Origin of the sequence: Dyella choica (genome assembly GCF_003977665.1) — a bacterium.
Lineage (GTDB): Bacteria > Pseudomonadota > Gammaproteobacteria > Xanthomonadales > Rhodanobacteraceae > Dyella_B > Dyella_B choica.
Genome location: NZ_RYYV01000005.1, coordinates 183,709 through 206,251, shown reverse-complemented (window position 1 = coordinate 206,251; position 22,543 = coordinate 183,709). Strand labels below are relative to the sequence as shown.

At 58.6% G+C, this 22,543-nt stretch carries 21 protein-coding genes; 17 read left to right on the top strand and 4 right to left on the bottom strand.

Annotated features, from left to right (window positions below; translation table 11 throughout):
* The first annotated feature begins 93 nt into the window (after nucleotides 1-93).
* The 16 genes from EKH80_RS08595 to EKH80_RS08520 all read left to right on the top strand — a co-directional run bounded on the left by EKH80_RS08595 (nucleotide 94) and on the right by EKH80_RS08520 (nucleotide 17,743).
* Entirely contained in the window at nucleotides 94-1,998 is a 1,905-nt protein-coding gene (locus tag EKH80_RS08595) for a hypothetical protein (RefSeq protein ID WP_126684320.1), read from the top strand.
* 84 nt (nucleotides 1,999-2,082) lie between these two features.
* Nucleotides 2,083-4,149 carry a hypothetical protein gene (locus EKH80_RS08590; protein WP_126684319.1) on the top strand — a complete coding sequence of 689 codons (2,067 nt, stop codon included), beginning with the start codon at nucleotides 2,083-2,085 and terminating at the stop codon, nucleotides 4,147-4,149.
* 17 nt (nucleotides 4,150-4,166) lie between these two features.
* Nucleotides 4,167-5,276: a GDP-mannose 4,6-dehydratase gene (gene gmd, locus EKH80_RS08585; protein WP_126684318.1), complete on the top strand. Its 1,110-nt coding sequence runs from the start codon at nucleotides 4,167-4,169 to the stop codon at nucleotides 5,274-5,276.
* A gap of 32 nt (nucleotides 5,277-5,308) precedes the next feature.
* On the top strand, nucleotides 5,309-6,265 hold the full coding sequence (locus EKH80_RS08580) for an NAD-dependent epimerase/dehydratase family protein (protein WP_425481138.1): 957 nt from the start codon (nucleotides 5,309-5,311) through the stop codon (nucleotides 6,263-6,265).
* Entirely contained in the window at nucleotides 6,262-7,032 is a 771-nt protein-coding gene (gene rfbF / locus EKH80_RS08575; protein ID WP_126684316.1) for a glucose-1-phosphate cytidylyltransferase, read from the top strand. The genes EKH80_RS08580 and rfbF overlap by 4 nt, the downstream gene beginning before the upstream one ends.
* A complete protein-coding gene (rfbG, locus tag EKH80_RS08570; protein ID WP_230473516.1) occupies nucleotides 7,023-8,117 on the top strand; it encodes a CDP-glucose 4,6-dehydratase in 1,095 nt (364 codons plus the stop codon). The genes rfbF and rfbG overlap by 10 nt, the downstream gene beginning before the upstream one ends.
* Nucleotides 8,114-8,665, top strand: a complete 552-nt coding sequence (gene rfbC, locus EKH80_RS08565; protein ID WP_230473513.1) for a dTDP-4-dehydrorhamnose 3,5-epimerase — start codon at nucleotides 8,114-8,116, stop codon at nucleotides 8,663-8,665. Before rfbG ends, rfbC begins: the two co-directional genes overlap by 4 nt.
* Nucleotides 8,662-9,885, top strand: a complete 1,224-nt coding sequence (locus EKH80_RS08560) for a class I SAM-dependent methyltransferase (RefSeq protein WP_126684313.1) — start codon at nucleotides 8,662-8,664, stop codon at nucleotides 9,883-9,885. The genes rfbC and EKH80_RS08560 overlap by 4 nt, the downstream gene beginning before the upstream one ends.
* Nucleotides 9,882-11,006, top strand: coding sequence for a DegT/DnrJ/EryC1/StrS family aminotransferase (locus EKH80_RS08555; protein ID WP_126684455.1), 1,125 nt, complete (start codon nucleotides 9,882-9,884; stop codon nucleotides 11,004-11,006). The genes EKH80_RS08560 and EKH80_RS08555 overlap by 4 nt, the downstream gene beginning before the upstream one ends.
* Entirely contained in the window at nucleotides 10,982-11,665 is a 684-nt protein-coding gene (locus EKH80_RS08550) for a formyltransferase family protein (protein WP_126684312.1), read from the top strand. The genes EKH80_RS08555 and EKH80_RS08550 overlap by 25 nt, the downstream gene beginning before the upstream one ends.
* Nucleotide 11,666: 1 nt before the next feature.
* Nucleotides 11,667-12,386, top strand: coding sequence for a WbqC family protein (locus EKH80_RS08545; protein ID WP_126684311.1), 720 nt, complete (start codon nucleotides 11,667-11,669; stop codon nucleotides 12,384-12,386).
* On the top strand, nucleotides 12,373-13,188 hold the full coding sequence (locus tag EKH80_RS08540) for a cephalosporin hydroxylase family protein (RefSeq protein WP_126684310.1): 816 nt from the start codon (nucleotides 12,373-12,375) through the stop codon (nucleotides 13,186-13,188). The genes EKH80_RS08545 and EKH80_RS08540 overlap by 14 nt, the downstream gene beginning before the upstream one ends.
* Nucleotides 13,185-14,717, top strand: a complete 1,533-nt coding sequence (locus EKH80_RS08535) for a lipopolysaccharide biosynthesis protein (RefSeq protein ID WP_126684309.1) — start codon at nucleotides 13,185-13,187, stop codon at nucleotides 14,715-14,717. The genes EKH80_RS08540 and EKH80_RS08535 overlap by 4 nt, the downstream gene beginning before the upstream one ends.
* A gap of 12 nt (nucleotides 14,718-14,729) precedes the next feature.
* On the top strand, nucleotides 14,730-15,620 hold the full coding sequence (locus EKH80_RS08530) for a glycosyltransferase family 2 protein (protein WP_126684308.1): 891 nt from the start codon (nucleotides 14,730-14,732) through the stop codon (nucleotides 15,618-15,620).
* A 29-nt stretch (nucleotides 15,621-15,649) separates the two neighbouring features.
* Nucleotides 15,650-16,762, top strand: coding sequence for a glycosyltransferase family 4 protein (locus tag EKH80_RS08525; RefSeq protein ID WP_126684307.1), 1,113 nt, complete (start codon nucleotides 15,650-15,652; stop codon nucleotides 16,760-16,762).
* 6 nt (nucleotides 16,763-16,768) lie between these two features.
* A complete protein-coding gene (locus tag EKH80_RS08520; protein ID WP_126684306.1) occupies nucleotides 16,769-17,743 on the top strand; it encodes a GDP-mannose 4,6-dehydratase in 975 nt (324 codons plus the stop codon).
* Nucleotides 17,744-17,753: 10 nt separating this feature from the next.
* Here EKH80_RS08520 and EKH80_RS08515 read toward each other — a convergent pair whose 3' ends face one another.
* Nucleotides 17,754-18,530 (bottom strand): glycosyltransferase family 2 protein, encoded by a 777-nt coding sequence (locus EKH80_RS08515; protein ID WP_126684305.1) that lies wholly within the window; start codon nucleotides 18,528-18,530, stop codon nucleotides 17,754-17,756.
* Nucleotides 18,531-18,675: 145 nt separating this feature from the next.
* On the opposite strand from EKH80_RS08515, the gene EKH80_RS08510 reads away from it, so the two are divergent.
* A complete protein-coding gene (locus EKH80_RS08510; RefSeq protein WP_158628795.1) occupies nucleotides 18,676-19,596 on the top strand; it encodes a glycosyltransferase family 2 protein in 921 nt (306 codons plus the stop codon).
* Here the strand turns inward: EKH80_RS08510 and EKH80_RS08505 are convergent.
* The 3 genes from EKH80_RS08505 to EKH80_RS08495 are packed head-to-tail and all read right to left on the bottom strand — an operon-like array spanning nucleotide 19,565 to nucleotide 22,358.
* Entirely contained in the window at nucleotides 19,565-20,797 is a 1,233-nt protein-coding gene (locus EKH80_RS08505) for a glycosyltransferase (RefSeq protein WP_126684303.1), read from the bottom strand. The genes EKH80_RS08510 and EKH80_RS08505 overlap by 32 nt on opposite strands.
* A complete protein-coding gene (locus EKH80_RS08500) occupies nucleotides 20,794-21,501 on the bottom strand; it encodes a class I SAM-dependent methyltransferase (protein ID WP_126684302.1) in 708 nt (235 codons plus the stop codon). The genes EKH80_RS08505 and EKH80_RS08500 overlap by 4 nt, the downstream gene beginning before the upstream one ends.
* Nucleotides 21,501-22,358: a glycosyltransferase family 2 protein gene (locus EKH80_RS08495; protein WP_126684301.1), complete on the bottom strand. Its 858-nt coding sequence runs from the start codon at nucleotides 22,356-22,358 to the stop codon at nucleotides 21,501-21,503. The genes EKH80_RS08500 and EKH80_RS08495 overlap by 1 nt, the downstream gene beginning before the upstream one ends.
* Nucleotides 22,359-22,543 lie beyond the last annotated feature (185 nt).

Sequence of the window (22,543 nt, the reverse complement as noted above, 5' to 3'; positions counted from 1 at the left end):
TTGATTCTCGCCGTAGCCGCGGCGTCGGCTGTCCAGGTCCAGTCCACGCCACCAAGGCCCACCATGCCGCTGCAACAACGTGCTTTGCTTTTCTTGGTTCTAGTACTGGCTGTTTGTACCGCACTGTATTGGCCCGCTCTGCACGGCCCGTTCCTGTTCGACGACTTTCCCAATCTCGCGGCATTGACCAGCATCGATCATGTTTCGAGCTGGCGCGACTTAGGCATCTACCTGTCCCAACCCCGCAGCTTCCCGGGCAGACCCTTGGCCATGCTGAGCTTCCTGTTGCAGAAGTCGGCATGGCCAGACCACCCCTTTCCATTCCGTTTGGTAAACATCGGCCTGCATCTGCTGAATGGTGTGCTGGTGTTCCTGCTTGTGCTGCGTCTGGCACGTACCTACCTGGCTGACCAAGCCGACGAGCGACGTGCCTGGCTGGCCGCCAATCTCGCTACAGCAGCCTGGCTACTCGATCCGATCCAGATCTCAGGCGTGCTGCTCGTGGTACAGCGCATGACGCTGCTGATGGCGTTCTTCGTGCTGCTAGGCCTGCAGGCCTATCTGCGCGCGCTGCTGGAGACGAACGCACAGGATTGGCGGCGGGGCATATGGATGATGCTGGGCCTTGGCGCATGCACGGGGCTGGCCTTCCTCAGCAAGGAAAATGGAATCCTGTTGCCGCTGTATGCCTTGGCGCTCGATGCCACCGTGTTGCGCCAAGCTGTGCGTCGACTGCCCAGCCGGCTGTCCTGGCTGCGCCGTTTGCTGATCTGGCCAGTAGTGTTGTTCGTGCTGGGCTACTTGCTGTGGCAGATACCAGTGCAGTGGGGAGTTCACGGGTTCCGCGATTTCACCCTCGGCGAGCGTCTGCTGACTGAGCCGCGGGCACTGGCCAGCTATCTCGACAAAAGCTTTGTGCCTCGCTTCGGACTCTACGGCCTGTACCACGATAGTTTTGTCGTATCGCAAGGATGGTTCAATCCTTGGACCACCGGCCCGTGCCTGCTGGCTCTTTTGGCCGCACTGGTCGTGGCCGTGGTTGGTACACGCCGCTGGCCACTGCTTTCGCTGGGCATACTCTGGTACCTCGGCGGCCAGTTGCTGGAAAGCTCGACGGTCATGTTGGAGCTGTATTTCGAGCATCGCAATTACCTGCCGCTGATGGGTGTCATGGCAGCGCTCGCCATCGGGATCGCACGCGAGACCCCGCAAAGGAGGCGTCTTTACCTGCTGGTTTGTGGTCTGTGGCTAATGGCCTGCTGCCTCACCACAGCACTCAGTGCCCGTGTTTATTCCTCCGCGGAGCGCCTGGCTGCCACTTGGGCCCACAACCAACCGGACTCGATCCGTGCCCAGAGCTTCCTGGCCCAGCAATTACTGCAGCACGGCATGGTGGACCAATCCCTGCAGGTGATCGATGCCATTGATGTTCGCCATCCCGCCAACGCGGGTCTCGCGGAAAATCGCCTTTACCTGCTGTGCATGCAAGGTAGGCTGACGGCAGCGGATGTCCAGCGGATGGATGACATTCTGCGCATTGCGCCATTCGACCGCAGCGGCTTTGAAAATATGTCGACACTACGCGAACTGGCCGCCAACGGGCGCTGTCCGGCGTTCGACGATCAGGCTTGGCTGCACAGCGCCGATATCCTGCTCGGCAACCCGGCCTATCGAAATGATGGCCTGGCCGCTGGATTCCTGCATTACCAGAAGCATTTCTGGGCGGTGGCGCATGGCCGGTTGGACATGACCATCCAGGAACTGGACGAGACCTATCGCAACGACCCCGATGCCGAAATTCCCCGCCTGCGAGCCAAGTACTTGGCAAGCGCAAGCTTGTACGGCCAGGCCATAAGCACACTGCGCAGCGCGGACTACAGCCGCCTGCCGCTCCTTCGCCGCTTGCTGGTGGACGACCGCGCGATCGATGCGGCCGCCATCGTCGAAATCGAAAAAATGCGCAATCCCGGGGCACCCGCGGCCAGCAAGTCTCAATAAACGCAGCGCGCGGCGTGGTGCGGCAGAATAGCGGCTGTTCCTTTCCGCCTGGATGACATGATCACTTTCCGGAACATGTACACGATGCGCTGGCTTTTACCGATCGCGCTGCTGATCACCGCGGCGGCCTATTGGCCTGGCCTCTCCGGCGGCTGGTTGTTCGACGACTATCCCAATATCGTCGACAATCCGAGCGTGCAGCCGCACGAGATCAGCGTGCCGGCCATATGGGGCGCAGCGCTTTCCTCGCCCGCCAGCGAATTCAAGCGCCCGCTCGCTTCGTTGAGCTTTGCAGTGAATTACCTGATCGGTGGCCTCGATCCTTGGAGCTGGAAGCTGTTCAACCTCGTCGTGCACCTTGTGAACGGGGTGCTTGTGTTCCTGCTGGCACGGGAGCTGCTGAAAGCCACCCTCTTCCCTGATCGTGCCCACCCTTCAAGTCCGGCACACGCTGCGCAGGCAGGGGAACGCCGGCAGCACCAGGGTGCGGATTGGATTGCCATACTGATTGCAGCCGGCTGGATGCTACTGCCGATCAACCTGACGGCCGTGCTTTACGTGGTGCAGAGAGAGGAGAGCATGGCGAACCTGTTCGTCCTGCTGGGCCTGCTCGGCTACGTGACGGGTCGACTGAGCATGCTGCGCACGGACGGCGCGGCAAATCATTTCCCCGATCACACACAGAGCAATGAGCACGAAATAGCGGCCACCGCAGCCGTGCGTCCTCTTGCCAGCCGAGGACGATCAGTACCAGTCGGCCTGTGGCTGTGCATCGCAAGCCTGATCCTGTTCACGGTAATCGGCCTCGCGGTCAAGGAAACAGCGGTGATGTTGCCGCTGTATGCGTTCCTGATCGAATGGATCGTTTTCCGCCTGAGAGCCCCCCCCAAGCATGGCAGAAGGAGGGATTGGCGCATCGCCACCATGTTCGCCCTCATGCTCCTGCTGCCGCTCATCCTCGGCCTGATATGGCTGCTGCCTGCCGTACTCAGCCCTTCGGCTTGGGCCACGCGCGACTTCACGCTGGGCACCCGACTGCTGAGCGAGGCACGCATCCTCTGCGACTATCTTGTGTGGACGCTGCTCCCGTTGCCGCATGACCTGTCGTTCTATCACGACGATTTCAACGTCTCGACCGGTTTGCTATCGCCATGGACCACCCTGGCAGGCATGCTTTGCCTCGCCGCCCTGGTCGCGTTGATTTTCACGCTACGCCGCAAGCAGCCGCTGCTGTCATTGAGCATCGCGTTGTATTTGGGTTGCCACCTGTTGACCGGCACCATCCTTCCGCTGGAACTGGTCTACGAGCACCGCAACTATTTCGCCAGTTTCGGCGTGCTGCTGGCCCTGGTGCCCTTGCTCGCCGCGACGCCTGCCGCAATGGGCTTACCAAATCCCAAGCCAGGAGGTCCATGGCCGGCTTGGTTACCCCAGGCATTGCTGGCTTGCCTGTTGCTATGGTGGACCGCATCGACGGCAACCACCGCGTATGCCTGGGGCGATCCGTTACGCCTCGCCCGGGAACTCGCATCGCGCGGCCCCGACTCACCTCGAGCCCAGTATGAGCTGGGTCGCACCTACATCATCTACTCGCACTACGATCCAGCCTCGCCCTATACGGAACTGGCGTATGCACCCCTGGAGCGGGCCGCCGCCCTTCCCCAATCCTCGATCCTGCCGCAGCAGGCGCTGATATTCATGAACTCGCGCATGGGCCGGCCGCTCAAGGCACAATGGTGGGACAGCATGGTCGCCAAGCTCAGCGCCAGGCCGCCAGGAGTGCAGGACGAGAGCTCGCTCGCTGCGCTCGTCCAATGCGCCCGGGCTAGCGCCTGCCCCCTGCCCACCGACCGCATGGTCCAGGCCTTCGAGACCGCACTTGCTCACCCCACCCCCCGCCTGCAGGCCATTTACAGCGACTATGCCTGGAACGTACTTGACGACCATGCACTGGGCCTACGGATGATCGAGGGCGCCGTGCAAGGCGCGCCCCACGAACCCGCCTACCAGGTCACAAGGATCCGCATGCTTGTGGCGCAAGGGCAGCGGCAAGTCGCGATCAAGGCGCTGGATCGGCTACGCTTGCTCAATACTGGCGGCAGGCTGGACGACCAATTGGACGAGCTCAGCAGCCACCTAGGCTCGCACTAAGGCATAAGAAATCCTCGATGAAGCGCGCACTGATCTCAGGCATCACCGGTCAGGACGGGGCCTATCTGGCCGAGTTCCTCTTGGCAAAAGGCTACGAAGTGCACGGCATCAAGCGCCGTGCGTCATCCTTCAATACCGATCGCATAGACCATCTCTACCAGGATCCTCACGATCCGGGGCGTCGATTCTTCCTGCACTACGGCGACCTCACCGATGCCACCAACCTGATCCGCATCGTCCAGCAGATACAGCCGGATGAGATCTACAACCTAGGCGCCCAGAGCCATGTGCAGGTGTCGTTCGAGACACCCGAATACACCGCCAACGCCGACGCGCTGGGGTCCCTGCGCCTGTTGGAAGCCATCCGCATCCTTGGACTCGAGCACAAGACTCGCTTCTATCAGGCCTCGACCTCGGAGCTGTACGGCCTCGTGCAAGAGACCCCGCAACGGGAAAGCACTCCTTTTCACCCACGCTCGCCCTATGGCGTGGCCAAGCTCTACGCCTATTGGATCACCGTCAACTATCGCGAGTCCTATGGGATGTACGCCTGTAATGGCATTCTCTTCAACCACGAATCTCCCTCGCGCGGTGAAACATTCGTGAGCCGCAAGATTACCCGCGGCCTCGCCCGTCTTCACCAGGGGCTCCAGCAGTGCCTGTATCTGGGCAACCTGGATGCCAGGCGCGACTGGGGCCATGCGCGCGACTATGTAGAAGCACAGTGGCTCATGTTGCAGCAACCGAAGGCTGATGATTTCGTCATTGCAACGGGGGTGCAGCACACGGTCCGTGAATTCGTGGAATACGCAGCCCGTGAAGTAGGCATCACGCTCAACTGGCAGGGTACGGGTGCCGCAGAAGAAGCCATCGCTGTCGACACGCCGACTGAATCGGCGGTTCGCCCTGGCCAGCGCATCGTGGCCGTCGACCCGCGCTACTATCGCCCGGCCGAAGTCGAAACGCTGCTCGGCGACGCCAGCAAGGCGCGCAAGTGCCTCGGTTGGTCGCCGCGCACCGGCTTTCGCGAGATGGTCGCGGAGATGATGCACTCCGACCTGGCATTGTCCCGTCGCGACGCACTTATGCGCACGGCCGGCTTCCATACTGTGTCTGCGCAGGACTGAAGCTCATGGACTTGCAGCGAGGGCGAATCTACGTGGCCGGCCATCGTGGCCTGGTGGGAGGTGCGATCGTCCGTCACCTCACATCCCGCGGCGCGCGCAATCTGATCCTGCGCTCGCACCAGGAACTGGATCTTTCCTGCCAGGCCGCCGTTGATGATTTTTTCGCCACCGAGCGGCCGGACTATGTATTCCTGGCCGCCGCCAAGGTCGGTGGCATCCTCGCCAACAGCACCTACCCGGCGGAATTCATCCGAGACAACCTGGCCATCCAGACCCATGTCATCCACTCGGCTTGGAAGCACGGCACCAGGAAACTCCTCTTCCTCGGTTCGTCGTGTATTTACCCACGAGACTGTCCTCAACCCATCAAGGAAGAGTACCTCCTGACCGGGCCACTGGAGCCAAGCAACGAGCCCTATGCGATAGCGAAGATCGCCGGCTTGCGGATGTGCCAGGCGTATCGTCGCGAGCATGGTTTCGACGCCATTGTGACCATGCCGACCAATTTGTATGGGCCCGGCGACAACTATCACCCTGAAAACGCCCATGTAGTCCCAGCCTTGATCCGGCGCTTTCATGAATCGAAGCTTTCCAATGCCCCCGAGATCATGATCTGGGGAAGCGGCAAGCCGCTGCGCGAATTCCTGTATGTCGACGACCTCGCCAGAGCGCTGGTACTGCTGATGGAGCATTACAGCGGCGAAGAAATCGTCAACGTCGGATCCGGACTCGAGGTCAGCATCGCGGCATTGGCCAATGCCATCTCCCATGTGGTCGGATATGCGGGAAAGATCGGATTCGACCACAGCAAGCCGGATGGAACGCCGCGCAAGCTGCTGGATTGCGGACGCATGCAGGCGCTGCTCGGGCCCACCCTCATGACCAACCTCGAAGACGGCCTCATGCAAACTTACGCCGACTACCGGGACAACGCCCCGAAGGCGCAGATCGATATGTACCCAGGCCTCGCGCAGGACGCCAAAAAATGAAGGCAGTCATTCTCGCAGGCGGCCTGGGGACCAGGATCAGCGAGGAATCGATCGTCCGCCCCAAGCCCATGATCGAAGTTGGCGGCAAGCCGGTGCTGTGGCACATTTTGAAGACGTACTCCCACCACGGCGTCAATGACTTCATCGTCTGCCTTGGCTACAAGGGGTACATGATCAAAGAATATTTCTCCAACTATTTCCTGCACACATCCGACATCACTTTCGACCTGTCGAAAAACCAGATGCACGTGCATCATCGCCACGCAGAACCATGGCGCATCACGCTCGTCGATACTGGTGAGCAGACCCAGACCGGTGGGCGATTGAAACGCGTGAGTGAATTTCTCGAAAACGAGACATTTTGCTTCACCTACGGCGATGGTCTTTCGGACATCGACATCCAAGCTGAACTCGCTTTCCATCGCGCCCAGGGCACCCTGGCCACGGTATGCGCTGTGCAGCCGCCCGGACGATTCGGTGCTCTGGATCTTGTAGGCAACCGCATCACCCGTTTCAGCGAAAAGCCCCTGGGCGACGGCTCATGGATCAATGGCGGTTTCTTCGTGCTTGAGCCGGCCGTCCTGAGCTACATCGCAGGCGATGACACCACCTGGGAAAGAGAGCCATTGGAATCGCTCGCTCGCAACCATCAACTGTCCGCCTACACCCACGACGGGTTCTGGCAACCCATGGACACGCTGCGCGACAGGATCAAGCTGGAAGAGCTCTGGCAAACCGGCAAGGCACCCTGGAAGGTGTGGCCTTGAACCTGTTCGGCGGCACCTATGCCGGGCGGCGGGTGCTGGTCACCGGCCACACCGGATTCAAGGGCTCCTGGCTGGCCCTGTGGCTGCGTGCACTGAATGCCGAGATTGCCGGGCTTGCACTGGATCCGGACACCCATCCATCGCATTGGCACATTCTAGGCTTGAGTGATGTCGCCGATCATCGCGTGGACCTGCGCGATGCCGAGGGCCTGGCAAGGGTGTTCGATACCCATCGCCCCGAAATCATTTTCCATCTTGCGGCCCAGCCCTTGGTCCGCCGCAGCTACCGTGATCCGGTGGGCACGTTCGATACCAACGTGATGGGGCTCGTCAACCTGTTCGAGGCCGCCCGCAGTTGCGCATCCGTGCGCGTGCTGATCAATGCCACTACCGACAAGGTCTACGCTGAGCATGCGAACCCCGACGGGTACCGGGAAACCGATCCGCTTGGTGGCCACGATCCATACAGCAGCTCCAAGGCTTGCGCCGAACTGGTTTCGGACAGCTATCGTAAGAGCTTTTTCGCGGCCGAAGGTGCCGGAGAATCCCCCGTCCGCGTCGCCACTGCGCGAGCTGGCAATGTGATCGGCGGTGGCGACTGGGCCGAAGATCGGCTAGTCCCGGACCTGGTTCGCGCTGCCGCAACGGGCGGTGCACTCATGATCCGCAATCCTGCAGCGGTGCGTCCTTGGCAACATGTGCTAGAGCCACTTTCGGGCTATTTGCGCCTCGGACAATTGCTCTGGAACGACGCCGGTTTCGCCGGCGCGTGGAACTTCGGCCCTGACGCTGCTGATGAAATCAGCGTCGGCTCGCTCGTTTCGCAACTTAGCACTCATTGGCCCGCATTACGCACCGAGCACGATCGAGCATGGCATCCGCATGAAGCAAAACTTCTACGCCTGAACTGCGACAGGGCGCGACAGCAGCTCGCGTGGCGGCCCGTCTGGAACCTCAGCACAGCGTTGGGCAGGACAGCCTCATGGTATCGCGGCTACTACGAAGCGCAGCGAATCGACAGCGAGCGCGATCTTGTCGCTTATGTCGACGACGCCCGCTACGCCGGCCTGGAGTGGACAGTGTGAAGATCTACCCCACCCCACTCGATGGCTTGTACGAAATTCGCACCACGCCGGTCGGGGACGCCCGCGGTCGTTTCACGCGCCTATTCTGCGAGCAGGAACTCGCGCCGATACGTCCCGGACTGCATTTCACGCAGATCAATATCTCCGAAACCCGCGCACGCGGCACCTTGCGCGGCCTGCACTATCAGACACCACCCGCCGCAGAGGCGAAGCTGATCCGCTGCGTACATGGAAGCGTATTCGATGTAGCGGTGGACCTGCGCAAGGGCTCGCCCACCTTCCTTCATTGGCATGCATTCGAGCTCGCTGACGACAATGATCGCGCCGTGTTCATCCCTGAAGGCTTTGCCCACGGATTCCAGGCGCTGACCGACGAGGCACAACTGCTTTACATGCACACCATGCCTTGGACCCCCGCCTGCGAAGCCGGACTGCGTCATGACGACCCGCGCCTCGCCATCGAATGGCCGCTTGAGGTGTCCGCCATCTCCGAACGAGATGTCAGCTACCCATTGCTCGACGATGCGTTCATCGGGGTGCACCAATGAAATGCCGCTATTGCCAGACTCCGCTGCACGACGTGTTCCTGGATCTCGGCAGCGCGCCGCCGTCCAATGCCTTCCTCAATGCTGCTGAACTGAACTCGCCGGAGTTGCACTTCCCCCTGCGCCTTTACACCTGCACCGACTGCCACCTGGTACAGGTGGAAGAAGTACAGAAGCATGATGCATTGTTCTCCAGCGACTACGTCTACTTCTCGTCGTACTCCCGTACCTGGCTCGCGCACGCCAAGAACTACGTCGATCGGGCCGTGGAGCGCCTGGGTCTGGATTCGCAAAGCCTGGTCATGGAGATCGCATCGAACGACGGCTATCTCCTGCAGTATGTCAAGGCGCACGGCATCCCCTGCGTCGGCATCGAGCCAACGGCCAGCACGGCGGCGGCGGCCCGCGAGCGCGGCATCGAGACGCTCGATCGCTTCTTCGGCAAACGCTTCGCACAGAACTACACGGCAGCGCGAGGCCAGGCCGATCTTGTGATCGCCAACAACGTGCTGGCGCACGTACCAGACCTCAACGACTTCGTGGCCGGGCTGAATGTCGTGCTCGCGGTGCGGGGTGTGATCACCGTCGAATTTCCACATCTGCTGCAACTGGTTGCGCAACGTCAGTTCGATACCGTTTATCACGAACACTTTTCGTATTTTTCGTTCCATACCGTGCAGCGGATTTTCGCCAGCCACGGATTGCGCATCTGGGATGTTGAGGAACTGCCTACGCACGGCGGCTCGCTACGCCTGTGGGCCTGTCACGACGAGGCTTTACACCGCGAAACACCCGCCGTCGCTGCTCTGCTGGCCAAGGAACGCTCTGCCGGCATGCTGGAGATGGACTACTACCACGGCTTCCAGCCGCTGGCCGACGACATCAAGAACACCTTTCTCGCCTTCCTGCTCGACTGCAAGCGCAATGACAAGCAGGTCGTGGGCTATGGCGCCGCTGCCAAGGGCAACACCTTGCTCAACTACGCCGGTATACGCCCCGATCTGCTCGGCTATGTGGTGGACGCCTCGCCGCACAAGCAGGGCCGCTATCTGCCCGGCTCACGTATTCCGGTCGTCGAAGAAGCATGCATCCGTGAGAGTCACCCCAACTTCGTGGTGATTTTGCCGTGGAATCTGCGCGAGGAAATCACACAGCAACTTGCCTATATCCGCGAATGGGGCGGGAAATTCGTCACCGCGATTCCACGATTGGTCATGTCATGAACGCCGAAAGTAAAAGCAGCCGCATCTACTACACCAAGCCATCCATAACGGAGCTAGAGATTCGCTATGCCACGGATGCGGCCACGCATGGCTGGGGCGAGAGGTGCTACGAATACATCGAACGCTTCGAACAGCAGTTCAGGCAACATCTCGGGGTCCCCCATGCCATCGCAACGTCCAGCGGCACCGGCGCACTGCACATGGGCATGGCCGGCCTCGGCATCGGACCCGGCGATGAAGTGATCCTCGGCGATATCAACTGGATCGCTTCAGCAGCTCCCATCGTACACCTCGGTGCAAAACCGGTGCTCGTGGATGTGCTATCGGATACTTGGTGTCTCGATCCCGCTGCCGTGGAAGCGGCAATCACTCCGCGCACCAAGGCCATCCTGGCCGTGCATCTGTATGGCAATCTTTGCGACATGAACGCGCTGGCCGATGTCGCCCGCAAACACGGACTGCACCTCATAGAAGATGCCGCCGAAGCCATCGGATCGATCTGGCATGGTCGCCGTGCCGGCTCCATGGGAGCCTTTGGCGCGTTCTCTTTCCACGGCACCAAGACCATCACCACCGGCGAAGGCGGAGTCTTCGTCACCAACGATGATGCGCTGTACGAACGTGTGCTGACCTTGTCCAATCACGGCCGCGCCCGCGGCGAGACACGCCAGTTCTGGCCTGCAACGACTGGCTTCAAGTACAAGATGTCCAATTTGCAGGCCGCGATTGGTTGCGCGCAGCTGGAACGCGTCGAGGAACTGGTTGCCACTAAGCGCCGTATCTTCGAGCACTACCGCAGCGCGCTCGCGGAGCTGCCACTGGCGATGAACCCCGAACCCATCGGCACCGTTAACGGTTATTGGATGCCAACGATCGTCGTCGACAAGGACGTTCCGTTCGACCGCGACGACCTGCTGGCCGCCTTTCGCGCAGACAACATTGATGGGCGTGTTTTCTTCTGGCCGCTCTCGTCGCTAGGCCTGTTCGGCACGTACCCTTCGCATAAAATCGGCCAGTCGTTGTCCAGGAGGGCGCTGAATTTACCGAGTTATAACGACATGACAACTGCGGAAATTGACCGGGTGTCAAGCATCGTATGCTCAAGCTTGAGCCAGCCTTGACACGCGCACCTGTCTCGCCCCCCCTTGGCATAATCGGCTCGAGCGGCGGGTCGGCACTGGCCGCTGCGGCCGAATGCCTGGCAAGTGCCGGAAAGAAACAGTCCTGGTGCGTGATCACGGACCGAGACTGCGGCCTGTCTAGGTGGGCAAAAACCAATGCTATCGCATTGAAGGAAATCAACTATTCAGACGCAAGGACGTTTTCGGAAGATGCGTATTCGTTTTTCCGGCACCAAGATTTGCAGGACGTTTTACTGTTTTACACCCGCAGAATCGACAAGCCATTGATAGATCATATGAATGTTTGCAACATCCATCCATCGCTCCTGCCATCATTCCCAGGACTGGGCGCTGTACGAAAGGCACTACGTGCGAGAGTCGATCATATCGGTGCCACACTGCACCGCGTGGATGCCGGGTTGGACACGGGAGAGATCCTATTACAGGCTGCAACGACCGTTGATCCTGACTGCTCGATTGAGTACGGCGAGCGCATCAGTTTTGTGCAAAAAACATGGCTAACCTTGCGCTGGCACGAAATGGTGATCGCTGGCGTTGACTCTCCCATGCAAGCTCCTCTTTCCAACGCTGTACGCGAAGCGTTTGCCCATTTCATGAAAAATTTTGGTTGCGACCATATCACCGAGATCGGTGTCTGACATGCAACTTGTAATTTCGCAATCAATGTATTTCCCATGGGTTGGCCTGCTTGAACAGGTCAAGCTCGCGGACGCCTTTGTACATTATGACGATGTGCAGTTCACCCGGGGCTTCTACAATCGCGTGCAGATCAGGTCCGAAAGCAGCACTCGCTGGCTAACCGTGCCAACCAAGAAACACCCACGTGAGACCCTCATAGATCACGTTTTGGTGGACGATTCTTTCGACTGGCGCGAGCAACATCGAAACACGCTTACCCAATACTATCGCCACTCACCGTATTTCGAAGACATGATTGGCGTGTTCGATGATGCGCACTCCATACACGCGACCAGCCTAGCGGATGTGTCACGTGAATCAATCATGGCCATGGTTAGATATTTCGGCTTAAACAATCGCTGCCGCTTCATACCCTCCGCGTCGCTTGATGTGCATGGCCGTAGCAGCGAGCGATTGCTTGCCATCTGTCGCAAACTTGAAGCCACAGTCTACATTACCGGACATGGTGCACGGAACTATCTTGATCACGAACTGTTCGAGTCAAACGGCGTCGAGGTGCGATACATGAATTATCAGAAAATTCCATATCCGCAGTCCGGCAATGAATTCACCCCATTCGTCTCTGGATTGGATTTGATCGCCAACTGCGGACGCAATGGAGCAAAACACATCTGCTCGGGAACCGTTTCCTGGAAGGAGTTCGCCAATGGATCCCACTGAAGAGTTCAAGTCCGAAGTGGCTAACAACATCCTCCGGTTAAGTCAGAACGGAGATATAAAACGCAAATCTGCCGAGTGGCTAAACGATATCACCGCACTTCGTTATGCCTACAACTTTCAATGGCTTGGCCGCCCCATCATCCAAGTGCCGCAAGACATGGTGGCGATCCAGGAATTGATTTGGCAAGTCAAGCCTGACCTCATCATCGAAACCGGCATCGCACATGGTGGCTCGTTGATCCTCAGCGCGTCGATGCTTTCGCTGCTGGATTATTGCGACGCCATCGAAGCTGGCCAGATGCTTGATCCAAACGCCACACGACGCCGCGTGCTCGGCATCGACATCGATATCCGCGCTCACAATCGCGCGGCGATCGAGGCGCATCCGATGGCGCATCGCATTGACATGATCCAAGGCTCCTCAATCGCTCCGGAAATCATTGCAAAAGTCCATGCTGCAGCGGCTGATCACCAGCGCGTGTTGGTGATCTTGGACTCAAACCACACCCATGGGCATGTCCTGGCTGAACTCGAGGCTTATGCGCCCCTTGTCAGCCCGGGCAGTTACTGCGTCGTGTTCGATACCGTCGTGGAGGATCTTCCCGAGACGATGTACCCCGACCGCCCCTGGGGGAAGGGCAACAATCCCAAGACGGCGGTGTGGGAGTATCTGCGGAGCCTGAAGCAAGAGGGGCGTTATGCCGCGGATGGCAAGAGGCTGGACTTCGAGCTTGACTCGGCCCTGGAAAGCAAGCTGTTGATTACGGTGGCCCCCGATGGCTATTTGCGCCGCCCCGAGTGACGGCCAGACACACGTGCAAAGTTAAACTCGTGCACACACGGCATATCCGTAGCAACCTGCTCGCCAACCTGTTCGGACAGGGCTGGTCTGCCTTGATGGCACTAGTCTTCGTGCCGTTCTATCTCCATTTCATTGGCGCATCAGGGTTCGGTCTCATCGGGTTCTTTATGACTCTGAGCGCGCTGCTGGTGATCATGGATGGCGGCCTGGGGGCGACCGTTACCCGTGAGGCGGTCGCCTATCCCCTCAGCACCGGCGCTGATCGTCGGAACTTAGCGGACATGCTTCGCACCGTCGAAGTGCTGTTCCTGCTTATCGCACTCGTGATCGGCATCGGCTTGGTTGCGCTGTCTCCAGTACTTGCCGATTCCTGGCTCCATGTGCCTCCGGAAAAATATCCCGATGTCAGCCGTGGATTGACCCTGGCCGGCATCGCCATTGCACTGCAATTTCCCTTGGCTTTCTACACCGGCTGCTGGATAGGCTTGCAGCGGCAAGTAAGCTTGAACGTAGTGAATGCCATTTCGACGACGTGCAGAGGCGGCGGCGCCGTCCTGTTGCTCTGGCTGTATTCGCCTACGGTCACAGTCTTCTTCGCATGGCAGTGCGTGGCGAGTGCGCTCACTCTGTCCTGTTTTCACGTCCTGGTATGGAAATCCCTGGGCTCGCCCAAGGCACGGTTCCAGCTAGGGTCGATCCACAGGACCGGCCGATTCACCGCAGGAGTCGGACTCATCAACGTGCTGGGTCTGCTTCTCACTCAGCTCGACAAGGTCATCCTGTCCCGTCTGTTATCCCTGGAATCTTTCGGTTATTACATGATCGCTTGGTCGGCGGGCACCTTGACGCTGCGAGCAACCGGACCCGTATTCAATACCTACTACCCACGAATCGCCCAGCTCGCGGATGGGCATGGCAGCAACTCCGATCTCCAGGACACGTATCTGCAAGCGGCCGGCCTGTTGTCGGTCGCGGTAGTACCGGCAACGCTCGTACTGGCGTTTTTCGGGCATACCCTGCTGTTTGCATGGACTGGAAGTCAGGTCGCCGCCAATTCAGCTAGCCTGCCTTTAACGCTGATTTCAATCGGTACCATGTGCAATGCCTTCATGCACCTGCCGTATGCATTGCAACTCGCACACAAGAAGACCCGCCTTTCGCTGGTCCAGAATCTTGTTGCTGCCGCACTGTTCCCAATCCTGACCATAACCCTGGTAAGGCAGTACGGCTTGCAGGGCGCGGCGTGGCCGTGGCTGCTATTGAACATAGGCTACATGCTGTTTTCGGCACCGCTGGCTTACCGAAAGCTGCTGGATTCGGCAAGGAAGCCCTGGTATCTGAAGTGCGTACTGACGCCGATGGCCTTGGCGATCACAGTGGTATTGCCACTGTTCGCGTGTTCTATCGTGCTCAATGCCCCCATCGAACAGATCTTCCTCGCCGTGGCTGCGTTCGCCGCATCATTTGCGGCCTGCATCTGGAACACAGGCTGGAAGCAGGTTTCGAGCCTGTGGCTGAAAGACGAGTGAAAACGGTGCCGCATGTCTGAACGTCGAAAAACCCGTGTAACAATCGGCATGCCGGTATTCAACGGCGAAAAAACCGTGGCCGCTGTCATTGAGTCGCTCCTGCAACAAACTTTCGCCGACTTCCAATTGATCATTTCCGACAATGCCTCCACGGATGCCACCTCGGAGATTTGCTCAGTTTTCGCCAGGCAGGACTCCCGCATTCGGTACATCCGGCAGGCAATCAATCTCGGCGCAGAAGCGAACTTCGACTACGTGCTGCAGGAAGCCGACTGCGAATATTTCATGTGGGCCGCGGCAGATGACATGCGTTCGCGAGATTTTCTGGCGTTGTGCGTCGATCTTCTTGATAAGAAATCCGACTACGTCGGGGCAACATGTCCGACTCGATTCGAGGGCATGGAACCAGACCCGATACGCATGGGCGACCGTACGCTTTGCGATGAAGACGCAAACGAAAACATCATCAAATTCTTTGAGGACTGGCACGCCAACGGCAGGTTCTATTCGTTATTTCGTCGAAAAGAGCTTGGTTTCTGGCTGCATCAGTCCAAGCACTATCTCGGTGCCGACTGGGCATTGATCGTGCAGTTGCTCAAGGTCGGTAAATTCCGGCGCCTGGACTCCGGCCATGTGGAGCTCGGTCGACACGGCGCCAGCAACCAGTTGAATATCTTCTCCCGTTACCGATCCGGCACCCTGCAATGGATAGTCCCGTTCCTGGATCTGTCACGAATCGCAATGAATTCGCTACAGACCGCCAACAACAGACAGAAATTCTTGCTCGTGCGGCGACTTTGCCGACTGAATCTTCGTGCAGCAAGAACGCAAATCCGGCACGAGGCAAAACTCAAGCTCCTGCGAATCCAGCGCAGCGTCAAGACGCTATGGCGGCATGCTTGAGAGCACAGCATGAGTCGACCGGCATTAGCATGAAGATCATCTACGACCACCAGATTTTTATCCGACAGAAATATGGCGGTATTTCGCGCTATTTTTTTGAACTGGCAAGCCGAATCCCATCCATGCAAGGCAATCATGCCGATATTTTCGCGCCATTACACATCAACGCCTACCTGGGCGATGGCGCTCAATCGACCAGCCGCGGAGTCCGCCTGTCGAAATTCCGTGGATCAACCGTTGCCCTGGATCTTTTCAACGGCATCGCCGGAAGCTTCTCGGTCAAGAATCGCAGGGACATCGACATTGTCCATCGGACCTACTATGCCCCCACGAGCTATGCACCCGCGCGTTCGAAGCGCGTCCTGACCGTCTTCGATATGATCCACGAACGCTTTCCGGAATCACTCAAGGATAATGGAAAGACTGCTGCGATGAAGCAGGCCGCCGTGCGCAACGCCGACCACATCATTTGCATCTCCGAAAACACGCGTCGTGACTTGATCGAAATTCTGGATGTGCCCGAGCGCATGACCTCCGTCGTGTACCTTGGTCATTCGCTAATTGGCAAGGCTACCGCAGGTAGCGGATACCAACCGCCGTGCCATAAACCCTATCTACTCTACGTGGGCAACCGCGGCGGATACAAAAATTTCATGAACCTGATTGCCGCATACGGCCAATCCAGAGCATTGCGCAATTCGTTTGCGATGATCTTCTTTGGCGGCGGCGGATTTACCGATGACGAACGGCAGGCCATGCGCTCGCATGGCATGTCGATGGAAGACGCCATCCATGTCGAGGGCGGCGATGAGGTGCTTGCAAGCCTGTACTCCGGCGCCGCCGCATTCATATATCCATCTTTGTACGAAGGATTCGGCATCCCCCCCCTCGAAGCCATGGCTCACGGCTGTCCTGTACTATGCTCCGGTACTAGCTCGCTTCCCGAGGTTGTCGGCGAGGCAGCCGAACTTTTTGATCCGCATGATCCGAATGATATTTGCGCTGCGATCGAGCGAGTGGTCTCGTCAGAACAACGATCTTCCACGCTGATCGCACGAGGACATGAACAAATCAAGCGCTTTTCCTGGAAAAAATGCGCCATCGAAACTCTTGATCAATACCAACGACTCGTCGGAGCCTGAACTTCCATGAAGCGCGCACTCATATGCGGGGTAAGTGGCCAAGACGGAAGCTACTTGGCAAGACTACTGATTTCAAAGGGCTATGAAGTCTTCGGTAGCTCGCGCGACGCGCAGATGGAGAGTTTCAACAATCTGCAGACGCTGGGCATCAAGGGCGAGGTAAATCTCCTGTCGATAGCCACCACGGACTTCAGAAGTGTCCTGCAAGCCCTATCCCAAGTGGCTCCGGACGAGATCTATAACCTGGCCGGACAGAGTTCCGTGGCCATGTCGTTTGAACAGCCGCTGCAGACCATGGAGAGCGTCGGCATATCCACCTTGAACATTCTCGAAGCCATACGCTTCACTGGCGCCAGCACGAAGTTCTACAACGCCGGTTCCGGCGAGTGCTTCGGAGCCGCGGCCGCCCAGCCTTGCGATGAGAACACCCCATTTCGCCCGCGAAGCCCCTATGCCGTCGCCAAGGCTGCTGCATTCTGGTCGGTAGCCAATTATCGCGAGGCCTATGGACTCAATGCCTGCACCGGAATCCTGTTCAACCACGAATCACCGCTGCGCCCCGAACGGTTCGTCACTCGAAAAATCATTGCGACGGCGGCGAGGATTGCATCCGGCAGTGGAGAAAAGTTGCACTTGGGCAATCTGGCGATATCACGCGACTGGGGCTGGGCGCCCGAATACGTCGAGGCGATGTGGATGATGATGCAACTGGACAACGCGCAGGATCTGGTGATTGCAACGGGCCGTACTTGCACCCTGGAGGAGTTTGTCAGTGCCGCTTTTGCGTCAGTGGGGCTTAGCTGGCGCGACCACGTCGTCACGGATGAAAGTTTGTTCCGACCGACCGACCTGAATGAAAGCAGAGCCAACCCTGCCAGGGCTCACCAGTTGCTTGGCTGGCGCGCCAAAAATACCATGCCCGAGGTTGTCCAGAGGATGATGGAAGCGGAGCTTGGCAGATCAGGGGCAATCCATCACTGAATGCCGCTATTCAAGTCGACCCGGTATCGTGAATCCACGCACGCAATCGACGATAAGGTAGATACAACTGCCAATACACGCGCAAGATGCGGCGCAGCAGGCGCGACTGAGCATACTTTTCATTGACTCGCTTTTCTTCCAGCAGCCTAGTACGCACGGAGCGCCAGTCGTTTCGGCTACTCAAACCGGCATCGCTCATCCAGGAGATGACCGGCTCCTCAAACACGGACACAGCACAACCTGCGGAAATCGCGCGCAGTACGTGCTCGTAATCCATGCATATCCTCAGATCAACATTGAACCCCCCTATCTTGTCGAACAGCCGCCGGCGGGCCAACATCCCCTGGTGGCACATTCCAAGCTTCAGGCGCATTCGAGACTTGACCGGCTTGGGGCGGATCACGCGCTGGCTCCCTGGCGTCCCAAAGAGAACCGGGAATGCGACGATGTCCGCGGATTCCGGGATACTTGCCGTGGCCTTTGCCAGGACATCCGGACCGGCAAGGCCATCATCCGCATGGATGAAAATGATCCACTTTCCCGTTGCCCTCGCTACCCCCTTGTTCATGGCGTCCGCGATGCCGGCATCGGGTTCCGAACACCAAAACGCTAGCTTTTCCGCATGCCGCCTGAGGATATCCACCGTGCCATCGGTCGAACCACCGTCGATTACGATGTGCTCGTAGGCCACTCCCTGCTGCTCCGCTACACTACGCAGGCATTTCTCTATGCACGATGCGGCGTTGTAAACGACGGTAATAACCGATACGGCCGGAACACTTCCCATACAGGCCTCAATGGACTTTAGTCTTTACTCGATTGGTATCCATATCATCCGCCAGCGCATTTCTCTTGCATAGAGTTGCCATCATGCAGCCCCAGACAGCAGTCGGCGATCGACAATCCAAATGAATAGCCTCCCGAACGACACCGTGTCCGTCGTCATTCCATCCCGCAATGCGTCTGCCCAGACGGCCCGCACCGTCCATGCCCTTCTCAACCAGGTACTTCCCGCTGGCTTCGCACTTGAAATCATTGTAGTCGATGATGGCTCTACGGACGGAGCCGCTGAGCGCCTTGGATCCGAATTCGGGACCCGCATCAAGCTCATTCGCCACGCACGCAATGCCGGACGATCTGCGGCGCGCAATACCGGTGCGCGAGAGGCCAGCGGCCGCATATTGCTAGTACTTGACTGCGATTGCACACCCGGCTCCACGGACTATTTGAAAAAGCTCCTACGCGACATAGCTCGCAATCGCGTGCATATTGGTGAAGTGCGCTACAAGGGCAACGGTTTTTGGCCAATCTATCAGCGATTGGGAGCAAGCCGCCGCCTCCGCGAGCATAAAGCTGGCGAACCAGGAGCGCTTAGCACCGCCAATATGCTGCTGGAACGCGACACGCTACTTCAACTTGGCGGCTACGACGAAGGCTACAGGTACTACGGATTCGAAGATCGAGATCTGCTGCTTCGCTTGCATGCTGCTGGCATCTCAACCCATTTGGTGAGCGACGCAAGCGTCATTCATTCAGACCCCACTCATCTTTCCCTGCTAATGGCCAAGAACAAGGAAGCGGCGTGGCGCACCGCTCCCCGATTCCGTACGCGACACCCGCAAGCCTACGGGCGACTGGGCCAGTCTCACATGGACATCGCTATACATCCGGTACTGACCTGTCTTGGGGCGGCCGTAGGCCTTCTCCTGTTGCCGGCAGCAGGGATCGGTGAACGCCTCGTTCAATGCAAAGCACTGCCTCTACGCGCGCGCGTTGTTCTCACGCGCTGCTTTCTGGCCTCGGCATTTTGCCTGGGCAGCATCAAGACCTGGCATTCACCACGCCATCAATGAGGTCGGCATATTCTCCAGACACCACACCCCAATCGACAGCCTTGGCGACTCGCTCGCGCGCCCGGGCCGCCAAGCATTCACGCCCTGCCCTGTCCGTCAATAGCTCAACAATGGCGGCCGCGAGCTCACTCGCATCCTTTGGTCGTACGAATTTTGCGCATGAGGCATCCAATAGTCCGTGCGCGCCTGGCACGTCTCCCAGGACGACAGGGCAACCGCATCCAGCCGCCTCAATGGCGACCAGTCCCAACCCTTCTTGATCGCCGGATTCAGCCTCGACAAACGGTGCGACGAATACTGTCGCACGCTGATAGTAGGCCGGCAGCCGCGATTGCGGCTCGGCCCCGACGAATTGAATCTTGTGCCCTAACCCATGGTCGTCCACCCGTTTTTTCAGGCAAGGGAGCTCAGGGCCAAAGCCGACGATGGTAAGCCGTGCGTCGGGAACTGATTCGAGCACGTTCGGCATCACGTCAATCAGATAGCGCAATCCTTTTTTTTCAACCAGTCGCCCGACAAACAAAAGCTCGAAGTCTGAGCGGGACACCCGTGGATCGGGCTTGAAAGCCTCTAGCAGGTCGACCCCCATGGGTCTCACGGCTACCTTGCTTTCTACGAATGCGCCGATTCGCTTTAGTTCGGAGCACATGGCGGCACTGACCACCGAGACTGCATCGGCGTTGCGAATGACAAAGCGCTTGAGCACATTCATCCAATATCCGCGTAGCGCGTATAGGTCCGCCCCATGTGACGTCACCAGCAGCGCGGGACGACGATTTGACAATTTGCGCAAGAGAACCGCGATTAGTCCTTGCGGAAGCAGCCAATGGGCATGAATCGCATCAACCCTGGTTTTGTGCAGTAGTCTCCATAGGCACCACGCCTGAGCCAGGACAAACGAGGGAAGTAACAATAGCTTCCAGCGACTACGACGCAGATTGGAAACGATGCCGCCATCGTTTACCAGCGTTTGAAGAAGGCGTGGCGCATAGCGGTAACGGATGACCTCGACACCGTCGTGCAGCCCGCTTTGATCCGCGCCAAGGGCATCCGGGACGATAGCAATCACGTGAAAGCGCTGGACAAGCCGTCGTGACAATTCATGGACGAAGGCCGGCTCCGGATCTCCGCTCCAGCGTGGGTAAGTCGAGGCAAGGACCACGAGCGTCGGCCGCAAAGCATGATTTGCGGTGTCATTCACGGTTTACGCACCTCCAGCACGTGACCCGTCGCCATATGGCCCCAGTCGGGCCACGCCTTGCCAAGCAGCCATGCGATCAGATTTATAAGAAGAATGGCAACTGCAGCCACGGGCAGCAGGCATATTCGTCTAGCACCCGGCTTGGCATATGCCCCGCCTGCAATGGCTAGACAAGCAAGCAAACCTGCCGCGTGCACCGCATGGTTACTCTTTTGCAAGGAGACAACATGCAATCCGGCACGGGCGATATCACGGGCCAAGCCATATTCCGTGTAGCGCTGGAAGTCAAAGGGCGCGTCGTGCAACGGGTAAAGAAATGGCATGGATAGCCACGCCCGCCCTCCTCGCTTGAGCACACGCCCAATCTGCGTCACGACGATAGCTGGATCAGGCACGTGCTCAAGTACTTCCAAGCATACGACGCCGTCAAAGCACCCATCAGGAAAGGGCAACCGAGCCCCATCGGCAAAAACGTGCGGCATGGCTCCATACATGTCACGGCCTGTGGAGGGATAGTCCAGGGCCACGTACTCTATGCCGCGTGGCAGATGAGGTTCAATCCAGCGATCCGCAGCGCCTATGTCCAGTATTCGCCCGGATGCATGGGCAATGCCCGAAGGCACCCGCCTTCGGCCCAACAGCCATTGTGGATGGAGCGGAGTGCGGGCAAAGACATTTGCCCAGCTCTTTTCAATCGATGCCATCAGCGCTCAAGACGCGTATAAAGGAGTGCCGTAATCTGTTCTGACACCAAACCGATCAAAAACACGATCACCGCCGCGCTCCACATCAGCGCACTGCCGTTGGTCAGGCGACCTTCGTGCCAAAAAGTCCAGGCGTAGTTGATGCAGCCGAGCAAAAAAAACAGTGCACTGGTTGGTACAAAGAGCTTCAACGGCGAGTACAGCGTGGCAATCTTGAAGATGATCAGCAGAAAGCGCACACCGTCTCGCAACGGCCTGATATGGCTTTTGCCCACCCGTCGCGCAGCCTTGATGGGCACATAAGCAATCGGATAGGCGCTACGGAAAAACGCCATGGTAGTGGTCGTGGGATAGCTGAAGCCGTTGGGCAGCAAGTGCAGGAATTCGCGAAATTTGTTCGCCCGGACAGCGCGGAAGCCAGAGGTCAGATCATCGACTTGATGACCGGTCATGCGACTAGCCAACCAGTTGTACAAGGTGTTTGCGATACCACGTCCAACTCCGGCCTGACTGCCCCAATCCCGGGCGCCTACAGCCATGTCATAGCCCTCCCCCAGACTGGCCAACAGCCGTGCCACATCGGCCGGGTCATGCTGCCCGTCACCGTCCATGAAGACGAGTACTTCGCCCTGGGCCGCACGAGCACCTCGCTTTATGGCGGCGCCGTTACCCATCGAATAGGGCGAGGACAGGCACACCACCCCTGCTTCGGCGCAAATTCGCCTGGTGTCGTCGGTGGAGCCATCGTCGACCACGACGATTTCGGCGGCCGGTTGCGCAGTACGCAGGCGTGGCAACAGACCGGTCAGCGCGGCCGCTTCGTTCTTTGCCGGCAGAATGATGCTTAGGCTATTCAAATCGTGAGCTTCCCTTGGAGGCGGCTGATCATAACCTGCCGCTGTAACTCATCGATGCATGCTGCTGTGCCAAGGCCCATCCTTGGATGAACCAGTTCACTCTACGAGTTGATGAAAGAGTCTCCGGAGGGGACATTCCCCGAGGAAGCACGCGGAAAACCTGCTTGCCAGCCGCCGCTCACCCA